Source organism: Enterocloster sp. 210928-DFI.2.20 (assembly GCF_020554465.1).
Lineage (GTDB): Bacteria > Bacillota > Clostridia > Lachnospirales > Lachnospiraceae > Enterocloster > Enterocloster bolteae.
Genome location: NZ_JAJCHK010000059.1, coordinates 1 through 13,322, shown reverse-complemented (window position 1 = coordinate 13,322; position 13,322 = coordinate 1). Strand labels below are relative to the sequence as shown.

At 38.4% G+C, this 13,322-nt stretch carries 14 protein-coding genes; all 14 read left to right on the top strand.

Annotated features, from left to right (window positions below; genetic code table 11):
- On the top strand, window positions 1–263 hold a 263-nt coding region (locus LI015_RS27185; RefSeq protein WP_227126717.1), incomplete at its 5' end, for a hypothetical protein.
- Window positions 260–433, top strand: a complete 174-nt coding sequence (locus LI015_RS27180; protein WP_227126716.1) for a hypothetical protein — start codon at window positions 260–262, stop codon at window positions 431–433. The genes LI015_RS27185 and LI015_RS27180, both read left to right, overlap by 4 nt.
- Window positions 418–732 (top strand): hypothetical protein, encoded by a 315-nt coding sequence (locus LI015_RS27175; RefSeq protein ID WP_227126715.1) that lies wholly within the window; start codon window positions 418–420, stop codon window positions 730–732. Before LI015_RS27180 ends, LI015_RS27175 begins: the two co-directional genes overlap by 16 nt.
- A 173-nt stretch (window positions 733–905) precedes the next feature.
- Window positions 906–1,163 carry a hypothetical protein gene (locus LI015_RS27170; protein WP_227126714.1) on the top strand — a complete coding sequence of 86 codons (258 nt, stop codon included), beginning with the start codon at window positions 906–908 and terminating at the stop codon, window positions 1,161–1,163.
- Between the two features lie 553 nt (window positions 1,164–1,716).
- The gene (locus LI015_RS27165; protein ID WP_054355290.1) at window positions 1,717–1,950 is read left to right on the top strand and encodes a hemolysin XhlA family protein; all 234 of its coding nucleotides are present in this window, start codon (window positions 1,717–1,719) and stop codon (window positions 1,948–1,950) included.
- A 16-nt stretch (window positions 1,951–1,966) separates the two neighbouring features.
- Window positions 1,967–2,203, top strand: a complete 237-nt coding sequence (locus LI015_RS27160) for a holin (protein WP_227126713.1) — start codon at window positions 1,967–1,969, stop codon at window positions 2,201–2,203.
- An 86-nt stretch (window positions 2,204–2,289) separates the two neighbouring features.
- Complete coding sequence (locus LI015_RS27155) at window positions 2,290–2,535, top strand: hypothetical protein (RefSeq protein WP_118024803.1); 246 nt, start codon at window positions 2,290–2,292, stop codon at window positions 2,533–2,535.
- 59 nt (window positions 2,536–2,594) lie between these two features.
- Window positions 2,595–3,368 (top strand): C40 family peptidase, encoded by a 774-nt coding sequence (locus LI015_RS27150; RefSeq protein WP_227126712.1) that lies wholly within the window; start codon window positions 2,595–2,597, stop codon window positions 3,366–3,368.
- A gap of 78 nt (window positions 3,369–3,446) precedes the next feature.
- Entirely contained in the window at window positions 3,447–3,629 is a 183-nt protein-coding gene (locus LI015_RS27145) for a hypothetical protein (RefSeq protein ID WP_002590312.1), read from the top strand.
- 339 nt (window positions 3,630–3,968) lie between these two features.
- Window positions 3,969–8,249: a hypothetical protein gene (locus LI015_RS27140; RefSeq protein ID WP_227126711.1), complete on the top strand. Its 4,281-nt coding sequence runs from the start codon at window positions 3,969–3,971 to the stop codon at window positions 8,247–8,249.
- A 269-nt stretch (window positions 8,250–8,518) separates the two neighbouring features.
- Window positions 8,519–9,769, top strand: a complete 1,251-nt coding sequence (locus tag LI015_RS27135; RefSeq protein WP_227126710.1) for a recombinase family protein — start codon at window positions 8,519–8,521, stop codon at window positions 9,767–9,769.
- Between the two features lie 155 nt (window positions 9,770–9,924).
- Window positions 9,925–10,938 (top strand): virulence RhuM family protein, encoded by a 1,014-nt coding sequence (locus tag LI015_RS27130; RefSeq protein WP_002587187.1) that lies wholly within the window; start codon window positions 9,925–9,927, stop codon window positions 10,936–10,938.
- Between the two features lie 191 nt (window positions 10,939–11,129).
- Window positions 11,130–12,548, top strand: coding sequence for a hypothetical protein (locus LI015_RS27125; protein WP_002592882.1), 1,419 nt, complete (start codon window positions 11,130–11,132; stop codon window positions 12,546–12,548).
- 23 nt (window positions 12,549–12,571) lie between these two features.
- Complete coding sequence (locus tag LI015_RS27120) at window positions 12,572–13,273, top strand: DUF262 domain-containing protein (RefSeq protein WP_227126709.1); 702 nt, start codon at window positions 12,572–12,574, stop codon at window positions 13,271–13,273.
- Window positions 13,274–13,322 lie beyond the last annotated feature (49 nt).

Below are 13,322 nucleotides of genomic sequence, written 5' to 3'. Positions count from 1 at the left end.
TACAGAATGTGGTGGTAGGGCATTATGAAGAAACCAACCGGGTGGCGCGGTGCGTCTATGGTGACGATGCTTTTGCAGTGGATTGTACGCAATATCCCTGTGAGATAGGGGGGAAGTATATCGACGGAATTTTTTATAAATCGGATGGAGTGACACCAGTTGAATATATCCCCACTCAGGAACAGCAGGTGGAACAGCTTCGCCAGGAGAATGCGGAGCTGACTATTGCATTGGCAGACGTGATAGGAGGTGCGATGTTATGATAAGCGGAATCAAAAAAAATATCATTATACGGGCGCTGGAGATCCGGAAGAATCAGGGCGAGGAGCCGGCAGACATCCTGGATGGGTATACAAATCTAACTGAAACGGAAAAGGCGGATATACTGGCAATGGTCATGCCAGGAAAGGAGCAGCCATGGGAAAGATATTAATACCTGGAGGGGGCGGAGGCGCAGATCTGGATGTAATTACAGCTACAGCGCCAGACGTAAGAAAGAATAAAGTAATCGTTGATAAGGACGGGGAGCCATTAGCCGGAGTCATGAATGAACAGGCGGGAGGAACATTTATGCCTGGAACATCGGACCGGGTTTTAGTTCCGGCGAACACGTTTGTAACATCGGCCATCATCATGAAGGGGGATCCAAACCTTGTCGCAGGTAACATAAAAAAGGATGTGCCGATATTTGGAGTTATCGGAAGTAAAATCATGCTACCCATGGCGGCTTAATAACCTATACCCTTATATCTCTTATAATTGGAGTTATCGGAAGTCAAGACGGGTATGTCGTGTCAGCAAATCACCTGTATAAATACGGGAGCAATGTTGCTGGATTCTATCGAAATACCGGTACAATCACGTTTGAATCCAATGCAATATACGTATCTTCGGGCGGCGCTAGAATGGATTCAACAAAGGTTTATAATTTCACCGGATATAAATACTTAAAAGTCCACATGAATGTGACGGCGGGAGGAACAGGACAGCACATGCTAAGCATACACAGACATTCAAACAGCACATTCATGAAATCACAAGATGGAATGGGAAGTGGAAACCAAATCGTAACCATTAATATATCTGATATATATTACAGTGATGCTATAGATGTTGTTTACACCGGTATATGGGGGCAGGTATATCAAATATGGTTGGAATAATTGCTGGTCATATTTTTAGGATATTCTTACTTGCCAAACCCATGCAGCCCAATCTTCCATAGCCCATGAGCCACTGTTTAATGTTTGACAGGTTAGACTTATTCCAGGTGCATATGATTGCGGATTTAATTTTATCGTTTGTGTATATGTTCCTCCAGCAGATATGCCTATTGTACTTTCTCCTTGATAATCATTGTTGTCTCTATATACCCTGGCGGTCATCCTAAGACTCCCTCTATTGATTGCGGAGACAATGTAATAAGTAATCGCCAGTGTTGTATAACCAGTAAAGTTATAAACTTTTGAGGTTTTAAAGACCATTGGTAAATACGTACTTTGATGGAGAATACCCCCAGATTCAAACGATGCATACTGAACCTGGGTGAAACCTGCCGGATTATTACCACGTAAATACAGGTCTGATGGGTCCGTAACATATCCACTATGACTTCCCATAACTCCAACTATAAGGAGATGAAAAACATGGTTACATAAAGGGTATTTCTTTTAGTATACAATATTAAAAACAAAAAAGAAAGGTAGGTATTGAAATGTGAATGAAGAGTTATTAAAAGAAAAATTAGAAACGCACGAAAAACGTATTAATAATCATGCGGACCGCCTGGACAAATTGGAAATTCATGAGGCGGCGAGAGATGTTAAGATTGACAACCTATGTGACAAACTGGAGAAGCAGACGAGAAGCATATACGGACTGATTGGCATAGTGGCAACAGCCCTGGTAGGCTTCTTTTTTTATGCGGTCCAGCAGGGGATTTTTCATTAAGAAAGTGAGGTATAACATGTTTAAGAATTGTGTATTTAAAGCAGATGTAAATACGACACAGTGGGTTAAAGCGGCGGTAAGGAGGGCCGTAAAGACCATGGCCCAGACATTTGTGGCAACCATTGGAACGGCGGCTGCAATGGGGGAAGTCAATTGGCCCTTGGTGGCATCCGCAACCGTATTGGCCGGAATTCTGTCACTGGGAACATCCGTGGCCGGCCTGCCAGAGGTTGAGACAAAAACAAGAGCATAAAAGGAGGTGGTCCGCTATCTCCCAGCCGCCAGGGTAAAGGCGGCAGTAACTAAAAACAAAATCTCAAAAAGAAAAGAGGAAAAGATATGGCAAACATGTTAGGACATGCAGACAAAAGAACAGAGCAGCAGAGGCACGATGATGCTATTACCGGGAGAGACGACCTGACGCCAACGGCGCTTAACAACGAGGGGAATATGGTAGGGACAGGCCCGAATACAAAAAAGGAAGATACAAGGGCAGTGGGGACTACACCGGCTCCTAAAAATCCTGATAAAAAGAAAGGCCCAGGAAAGTATAAGCCCGGTAATCCGGGACCAGGAGTGAAGTAAAAGAGATACATAGATGGCCCAGGCGATGCCCTGGGTCTTTTTTTATGAAGGAGATCTACATGAAGAAAACCGCAGAGGGATTAATAAATCATTGTAAAAGCAAAATAGGAACACCATATGTTTATGGCGCCAAGGGCGAGGTCCTTACCCAGGCCATTCTGGACCGCCTTGCCAGAGAGAACCCAGGCACATACACATCCGCCTACAAGGCCAAAGCTGCCAAGTACATAGGCCAGCGCTGCACGGATTGCAGCGGCCTTATCAGCTGGTACACGGGCGTCCTGCGCGGCAGCTACAACTACCATGACACGGCCGTGGAGCGGATAGGCGTTGACCATCTGGACGAGTCCATGGTCGGTTGGGCGCTATGGAAGCCGGGCCACATCGGGGTGTACATAGGTGATGGTTGGTGTATTGAGGCCAAGGGCATCAATTACGGGACTATCAAGTCCAGAGTGACCGCTACACCCTGGCAGAAGGTCCTCAAGCTCTGCGACATCGACTATACCCCGGTACCAGTGACATACACCCAGGGCTTCCAGCCGGCCGCAGACGGCCAGCGTTGGTGGTATCAGTTTACAGACGGCAGCTATGCGGCCAATGGCTGGTACTGGCTCAGGGAGGCCACGGACGGCACCTGTGGCTGGTACCTGTTTGACAGCGAGGGCTACATGCTGACCGGCTACCAGGTGGACCCCGCCGGCGAGGCCTTCGTACTCTGTCCAGTCAAGGGCAGCGACGAGGGCAAATGCATGATTACGGATGCAAGGGGCGCGCTCCGGATTGCGGAGGAGTACGACATGGTAAATCGACGGTACGTGTTTACGTGGTAGGCCATAAAATGACATTATTTACCAGTGCAGCTCTCTTTGTAAAAGGCATACAATGGTCTTGAAAGGAGGCGCATAAATATGGATGGAAAGCGAAACGATGAACCGCCAGAACCGGCGGAAGAGTACTCTGACGAGGAACTGTTGAAGGAGTTTGAAGCAGTTAAACGCATGACCGTCCCCTTACCCATCCCGGGTCCAAAGCCGGATGAGTTTGAGAACATCTGGAAGCGGATACAGGAAGGGAAGGAGAAAGAGAAGTAAGAGGAAGGCGGGTACCGGATGTGACCGGGCCCGCCTATTTGGTAGGCAGTGACTACAATTTGCCTACCCTGTACAAGTTTTGGTAAATGATAGTATAGGTTTATGTGTGCCAATATGTGAAAGTATTTCTCTTTATTCCATTTAAATAAAGGTTGTTTTATGGTACTATGTGCAAAAATATGTTAGTATATTTTTATGTGTTAACAAACGGTGCATACAGAAGTTTGTGTCGAATTATGTCGGAAAAAATAAAAGGACTAAAAAGCAACGTTCATGATCTCAATAAATTACTTAAAAATAGATATATACAATATATACAACTTATGGAGGGAAATCATAATGAATACATTGACATCACAACAGGAAGAGTATAATAAACTGGTTGCCAGTAAGGATTTCAAAAATAAAAATCATATTTATTCTACTTATAATGACAGTATAAAAAACTATAAAAGATATAGGGTAGCTTTGGATTCTGGAAGATATAATGATGCTTGCGACGAATTGACTAATGCCGCCCATAAACTTGCTGCAACTGTTGAGTGGTCGGCTAAATATTTGATATGGGTTTACTATAATAAACAAATAGCACTTTATGATGGCGATTCCAGGGTTCCTTCTTGGAAGCAGTATATTCAATTTAAAAAAACAAAAGACGGCAGGATAGCTGACATGACCACTCATGATCTTTTAGAGAAAGTCCGTGAGGCATATCCGAATCAGATTTCTAAAAGCCAGATTAATGTTATGGATAACGCAAAAATAAGATCCTCCTTAATAAACGGATATAAGCACAGTGGGAAAATACCGGATGCATCGGCCTTTCTGGAGACAAATCAAGAGCTGTATTATTTCTTGAAAAAATTACTGATAAAGGATGAAGAGGCAGCTCTTCTTAGTATTACGGATGATTATCCGAATTCATGGGAGGAGTTGTTAGTATCCTGCAGTTATTTTAAACCGGGAAAGAGTAAGCATTATGTTTTGCTTACAGACAGTATTGATGATATTGGGATTGTGAAAAATCTTTTTAAAATAGACTGGGATATGGTTTTGGATTTGAGTTGGGATGATACGGACAATCAAAAACAAAATTTATCTGACCAGTATTTGGAATTGGAAAATAGAAAAAACGTTATTCTCAAGTATTTATGTGATTTTAAGAGAGGGGAAATTTTACCTGCTACATCGCAGACATATTGGATTAAACTCCATGACAGACAAGGTTTGGTGAGTAAGAAAGAGATGCCGTCCAACGATACGAGTGTGTCTAAACGTATTTATGCCAAACTCCCCGAATTGTTGAAATCTTTTTCCAGTGAATATACAATGCCTGTGGAGCTGATTGTTCTTAAATGTTCGGATTATGTGAGCGCCACAGAACGTTTAGTGATGGGGTGGAATGACCATTATGAAAATCAGGAGGAACTGACAGTCCATGTTATGGATTGCGATAACAACTTCTTGTCTAATTTCATAAAAGCCGGACATTTGTTTACGCATTCTGAAAGGATTAAATTTTATGATTTGAACCTACAGCAGTTGGCACTTGCTATAGAGAATAACATAGGAGAATATAATGAAATTACTTCAGATGTAGTGATGATTCCTCACAATGATATGGGAAAGGGAACGATAGACTACAATGAATACCTAGCGATGAAGAGTGTATTTAACTTGGTCTATCTGGGAATCGAAAAAGAGAATGAGGCAAACAGTATGGAGCACCGCGGGGGCGAATTTTTGAGAGGAGCTATTCAGGCTGATTGGGATTTTGTCGGAAATGATAGGTACTGTATCCCGCAGGACAGTGAACAAAGCATCCGCGAAGAAATTATTAAACGGCTTAAAAATAAAGAAAAATCGATTTTTTCCATAGACTATGAAGCTGGTTTGGGCGGAACAACATTTATGAGGAAAATGGCATATCTACTCCATGATGCATATCCAACCATTATTATAACGCGTTATATTGAAACAACGTTAGTCTCCTTTTTACTTGAACTGTATAAAAATAGCTATAAAGAAATTGTATTATTTGTGGACAGCAATGATTTAAGCTTTAACGAGGTGTCAAAACTTCAAGGAGAGTTGGTTCAAAACGTTGATTTTTCATTTGAAATTGTATACATAGTCAGAAGGCAGTCCGGTATGAATGCAAGGCGACATTTATCCAGACTAAATTATAATCAATGTTGGAATATGCAGCAAAATTTAAATAGATATATTGAGAAGAACAGCTGTGAACGGCATTTGGCAGCCTGCGTAGAAAAAGCCAAGACCAGTCCGATGGAAGAGGAACATGTTCCTTTTATATTGTCCATGTATGCATTTGACGAAAATTTTAATGGCATTGAGGACTTTGTCCATCACAGTTTGAATTCGCTTTCAGAAGAGCAGTATGCTATCATATTTGTACTCGCGTTGGCGGATTATGCAAACTATAAGGTTGACATACAGTATTTTAATTCACGTTACGGAACAATGTCTACTCTGTATATGAAGCGGGATGACTTTGTCTTGGCGCCGTTAATCAAGTGTGTGAGAGATAATACTCAAAAGAAGGAAAGGTTTCAGATTAGATACTCTCTGTTCACAAGTTATATCCTAAAGTATTTATCACCAAATGATACAATCAATTTTACCGCATTACTGGATAGAATTATTGATTTGGTTGAGAACAGCCGCAGGGATGAATACGGGGAGGATAATGATGAAATTGTAAAGCTGTTTAATAAGCTGTTTGTAGAGAGAGAGGACAAACAGGATGAGGATATTGATGCTAAGGGCATATATTCACCGCTGATTTCTAAATTGATTTCAGAAAATCAGCATAGTAATACCAATGCATATGATGGTAGCAAAGAAGCTGTGGTTAAAATATTTAAAAGTTTGGTCAATACTTATCCAAACCAGCCTCATTTTGCCGGACATCTGGCGCGATATTATTTTTACAATACTAAAAATTATCAAATGGGATTTAGCACGATTAAAGAAGCTATTGATGTGGCGACCGGAATTGACGGATATGCCATGGGATCGCTTTATCACATCGAAGCTATGGGATATGCGTCCAGGATTAAGAATGAATATTTACTAAAGATAAGAGAGGCAATAAATCACTACAACAGGGGAGGCAGGGACAGCGCGGATATCAGAACAATAGAAGAATATTTGGAACTGGCGCGTGTAGATATACCTATGGCTGTTCAATATTTTGATAAAGCCAGAAGGGAAGAAAACAGCAGATTTATCTCCAATATAGCTGAGAGCAAATTATATTTGTCCGTGCAATCCGTATTTAATCAATTGAAAGAATTTTGTACCGATTACTCATTGGATGAGCTGATTTCTGATATGGACCAAATTGATTTATACGATCGAATTGATAATCTTATTGAAGACTGCAGAAGCCTGTTGGTGGGGGGAAAGGGAACTATTAATAATTATAATTCGACTCTGTTAAAACAGATTCAGGAAAGTAAGATACTTACAAAAGCAAATGGGGATGAGATGCGTGCCGCCTGTAGACAGCTGATTGCAGAAGGTTCTCCAAAGATGGTGAGAATAGCAAGAAGAAAACTGGCAAGAATCGGATTTCATGATGTGGATGAGCATCCGGAAGAAACAGGAAATCAAGAGATACTGAAAGAAATTGTTACCATGATGGAGAACAATTTTGAGGATGACTCCTCTACCAATGCTAACTTTAGAATTTGGTTCAAAGCGCTCAGAGGAATCAATGTTGACGATTCGGATATAATCAATGAGCTTGACGATACCTTGTTGAAACTTGAAAAGTGGACAAGTGAACCCAATGCTTCTGCGGATGCGTTTTATTACAAATACATTGTAAAGTTCATTCTTGCCTTTGAGGAAGGGACACTTGAAGGAAATGCAGAAGTACGGGAAGAACTCTCACAAATGTTGCAGGATTTAATAAGGGCATCGGAAAAAATGCCCAAACGTACAATTCCTTTTGAATGGTTTTCAAGTTATCATAAGGGCTTAAGAAGATTGATTACAAGTGCGGATATAAATGATATGGGAAAAAATGACGCAATACAAACATTGTATACTTTTAGAGGAGAACTGCCTGGAAAAGATAGCTTTCAGGCACGTCAAGCGTATATTTCCTTTAAGCAGATTCCGGTATATTTCAATCCACAAAGTATAAGTGACAGGATTACTGCCACCAGTGAGAACCAGTATGTAGATTTTGGACTCGGATTTTCTTATAGTGGACTTCGGTCGTATCATGATTCTATTCGAATTCATAAAGGAAAATCTGGGGAAAAGGACATACAGATACTCGCTCCAGGAATGGAAGTTACGGCTGAAGTAACTGGATTTAAAGATTATTATGTTGTTACATCGATTCGTGAAAGCGGAGGAAAGCATTGCCATTTGAAATATGACCAATTTGAACCCTTTGGCTTTGATAAAGAAAATAAACCGCCAAAACGGAAGATGTTTAAAATTGTGCTTATAAAAACCACTACTTTAAACAGTGGTGAGGAAGTATGGCATGCAGATTTGATTGTGCCGACAAGCACATATAATAAAAAGCAGGATGGAGGATATCGCCCTTTTGCAAATATTGGAGATTTATTTGAGTGATATAATATGATAGACAAGGGGTGTAGAAAAAGGAAACTGTTATAAAGAAGATTGCTGTATGTTAAGTGGGAACAATACATATTCCCCCAAGGCCCAACTATGCTTTTCGGTAATCTTTTTCGTACACTCAACACATACGGAAAGTATTGTCCTGTTGCAAAAGAGTGTTAAATGATGATTAGGTGAGATTGGATAGTTGCCGTGTGGTGAGGCGTGAAGGCTTTTGGCTTTCGCGCCTTTTCCTTATTGATGAAACGAGGTGATGTGTTTTGAAAAATATATATTATATGCCTGTGAAAAAAGAGAATATGGAACCGCTGCGTGTGGCGGCATATTGCCGCGTCAGCACTAAGAAAGAGACGCAGTTAGCCAGTTTGGCTCATCAAATTGTGGCATATACAGAACAGATATCAGATCATCCGGGTTGGGTATTTTCAGGAGTATTCTGGGATTGCGGAAGAAGTGGATTAAGGAAAAAAGGCCGTAACGGACTGAAACATATGTTAGAAAGCGCTGCAGAGGGGAAATTCGATTACATAATCACTAAATCAGCAAAACGAGTATCCAGGAATACGGTAGAGCTATTGCAGATTATGAGATATTTGAAAGAAAGGGGTATACAAATGTATTTTGAAATTGAAAATGTGAATTCGTTTGATCCGGATGCAGAAGCGGCAATAACCTTGTCAGGAGCAATGGGGCAAGAAGAAAGCAGAAACTTGAGTGAGAATATTCAGTGGGGGATTAAAAAAAAATTTGAGGAAGGGCTATTTAGCAGCTACAAACATTTTATGGGGTATCGGTGTGTGGAAGGGGAATTGGTAATCGTTCTGGAGCAGGCCGAAATAGTGCGGTTGATTTTTGAGTTATATTTAAAGGGTTACACGTTTTCGCAGATAAAAACACACTTGGAGGAAAGTGGTGTAAAAACGGTAACAGGCAAAACGGTATGGAGTGCAAATGTAATCCAGCAGATGCTAAAGAATGAGAAATATAAGGGAGACATGATGCTTCAGAAAACATTTACGGAGGATTATCTGAATGGTATACGAAAGAAAAATATTGGACAGCGTACCAGATATTATGTGAAAGGAAGTCATCCGGCTATTATTTCTCCGGAGATATTTGATAAGGTGCAGGAGGAAATGCTTAATAGAGCCAGGCTGATTAGAACAGCTAACGGCAATCAGATTAGCAGTGGTAACCGATATAGCAGCAAATACTTGCTTAGTAATTTATTGGTATGTGGGTATTGTGGCGGAGGATTCAGGCGTAGAACGGAGCGTGGGAAGATTGTGTGGAGATGTGGGACAAGGATGGAAAAAGGAAAGGCAGAGTGTGAAAATTCACCTACCTTGAACGATCAAGATGTAAGAGAGATGTTGGGAAAAGTTGTATGTAATGGGGAATATGATGAAAATGTCGTAAAGGATAGAGTGAAGAGAATAGATGTTTATGAGAAGCGGTTGATAATTTGTTATGCTGAAAAAGAGGGATATCAGATATGTGAGTTTGAATAATAGGTAAACGAGGATGTTATGTTGCAGAGGGGAAAATAAACGGAAATGAAGGAATCTTTCAGATGGTAATGGTGAGGGGAGTATGGTAAAATATAGTGAAATGGATATGGAAACTTAAGGAATAGTATAATCATCGAATTTTTTTCGGAGATCTTTTGGCGGGGGAAGAGAAAGTGGAAAAATCTAATATATTGATGTACACAACAGAGGATGGAGTTACCAAAGTTGAAGTTACGTTTGATAACGATACTGTTTGGTTATCGTTAGATCAGATAGCAGATCTATTTCAAAGAAATAAATCCACGATATCCAGACATATTAAAAATATTTTTTTAGAAGGCGAGTTAAGCCGAAATTCAGTTGTTGCAAATTTTGCAACAACTGGTTCCGACGGAAAAAGATATCATGTGGATTTTTATAATCTTGACGTTATTATCTCTGTTGGCTATCGCGTGAAATCTTTGCGAGGAACACAATTCAGAATTTGGGCTACAAATATCCTGAAAGAATATATGATTAAAGGATTTGCGCTGGATGATGAACGATTAAAGAATCTTGGTGGAGGAAATTATTTTGATGAGTTGCTGGCGCGTATCCGGGATATAAGGTCTTCAGAAAAAGTGTTTTGGAGAAAAGTGCTGGAAATCTATGCGACCAGTATTGACTACAATCCGAAGGCGGAGAGTTCCGTACAGTTTTTTAAACAGGTTCAAAACAAGATGCATTGGGCAGCACATAAGCATACAGCGGCAGAGGTGATTTACCAAAGGGCAGATGCAGATAAAGATAATATGGGACTGACTACATGGAGTGGCAAACGTATAAAACTCTCGGATGTAGAAGTGGCGAAAAATTATCTTGATGAAAAAGAGTTGGATGCACTCAATAAAATTGTAACGGCATATTTGGATATTGCAGAGGTACATGCTTTAAATCAGGAACCAATGTATATGAAAGACTGGCTGGAGACGATTGATGATTATCTCAGGATGACCAGACGTGATATATTAACAACAAAGGGGAAAGTAACACATCAGCAGGCCTTGGAGAAAGCGCATTTGGAGTATGAGAAATATAAAAGAAATCAGGAATATATATTGTCTCCTGTGGAATGTCATTTTTTAGAAAGTATAGGGGAATTAGATAAGTTGGACGAAAAAAACAATTAAGTAGGTAATAATGATGAGGAATTGTGGTTTGAAAAGGAAAGAGGTGAACTAAGGTATAAAATATAGTCTTTTGTTGATTCTATATATTTTATTCTTACAATAGGGAGGGGATTAATACGAAAGAAGAACACTCTTATAAACAGTTTAAAAAGGAATTTGTACGTCATTCTGCTATTTTACACGGAATAGAATTGCTGACAGTAAAGAGAGAAGACGCATGTTGCGTAAAACGTAATTATGTTCGTTCTATTTATGATTATTTTTCTTTATCTGAAGATGAAAGTAAAAATAGAACTGAGGCACTAAAAATAGAACCATTTTATATTACTAATTGGGAAAAATTACATGATACATATGTAGGAGTTAAAAGGCCAGAGGATTTAACTGTTTGTTATTTATGTGGTCCAGAACCGGATAATGATTTTAAAGAGTTTATGAACTTAGGTGTTCTTCCTCATAATATATGGGGATTTGAGGTAAATAGTCAAAATTATAATAAGGCTATCTCATTTTATAATCAGGGGACTTACCCACAACCCCGAATATTGAAACAGAACGTTGAAACTTTTTTTCAACAAACACCTAAAAAATTTGATATAATTTATATCGATGCATGTGGGAGTATACCATCTGTACAACATGCATTAAGAACTATTACAACAATTTGTCAATATCATCGTTTGAATTCGCCTGGTATAATTATATCAAATTTTGCGGAGCCAGATAATAGCAAGGAATCAATTGAAGAATATTATGACTTAATTACATTATATTTATTTTTTAAAACCTTTCCACTTTTAGAAAGTTCTTGTTTAGAGACCAGGGATAGATGTGATGAATATTTAAGTTTATATGATAATGTTATACAAAACTTTGCGTTTTATTATGGAGAATTTATATCAGCTGTTTTAAGAGATATTCCATCAATTTTGGTTCCATTGCAAAGATTTGCAAGAAATCCTTTTATAAACCAATTATTCGATATTTCTGAATTTGATAAGGTAGTTATTTCAGAGTTAACGGTTAACCACTCACTGGCAAAATTCTTTTTTGCTATGGATAATCTTAACAGGAAAGGTGCGCTAAATGATAAAGAAAAATGCTTTTTAAACGAGCTAGGAAGTTACAACGATCTTATAAAAGGACTAAAGATTATCACGCTTTTGAAGCAACATAATATAAAACTTAAAGATGATGTCAAGTTAATTGAAAATTTTTTTGAAAGTTCAGAAAAAATATATCAATTTTTGGATAAACCTCACAGTAATATTTTTTTTGATGTGATTATTAATCAACTTGCTTATCCGTTACATTATAATACGGAGCAAAATATAAGATACAAATATATGGCGAAATCTACGTCTATGTACATGGATATAACTATATATGACGAATGTAGATATATATATGAATGGCTTCCTGCTTTGCATCAAATTGTATCTGCATTTGAAAATTCATCATGGCAATATGTGTTTAGATTTGCGCTTGATGGGTTGGTCAAATCAAGAAAGAGATATAATAATGAATTTTTTTTTCAGGGATCTGTTGTTCCAAGTAGTGTTGATGAATTTAAAGATAAAGAAATAAGAGACAGAGTTAACATAAATTAGTTTAAACTGAAAGGATGTAAAATATGTCTAATATGCAGTTGGATTATACAGATATTACAGATATCTTCAAAGAAAAATTAAAAATAGAGAATATTGTTAAAAAAATTTCGTCTATTTTTTTGAATCCAAGATATGCAAATAAAATAGATTATAAGCCATACTTTCAAAGAAACTATGTTTGGGACGAAGAAAAGGCAACATATTTTATTGAAAGTATCCTATTGGGAACAGAGGTACCTCCATTGGTATTATTTCAGACAAGGGATAAAAATGAAGTTATCGATGGTAGACAACGTTATGAAACAATTGAAAGATTTTTAAATGATAAACTTGTATTGAAGGAGAAAGGATTACATAGTTTAAAGTTACTGTCTGGAAAAAAATATAGCCAGTTAGATGAATCTACAAGAGAACTTTTTGAAGAAACTAGAGTAAGGATACTGCAGTTTAATGTTGTAGATGAGCCAAAATTAGATGACGATAAAGAAGATAAGATAAAAAAAGAAATTTTTCGGAGATATAATTCTGGTATAACACCACTGCAAAAATATGATATGGATCGTGCAGCATATATTAATGATTCTTTATCCAAGGCTATCTACAATAAAATTTTTTTGGATGAAAAGCTATTTGATTTTTTGTGTGAAATAATTTTACCTAAGAGCAAAAGTAAATCAAATAAAAGAGATAAAGTTAATATATTAACCTCACTTATTAGAAAATAATCTCTCGGAATCTCTAAGCCAGTAAATATAAGGCTTTCAGATTCCTTTT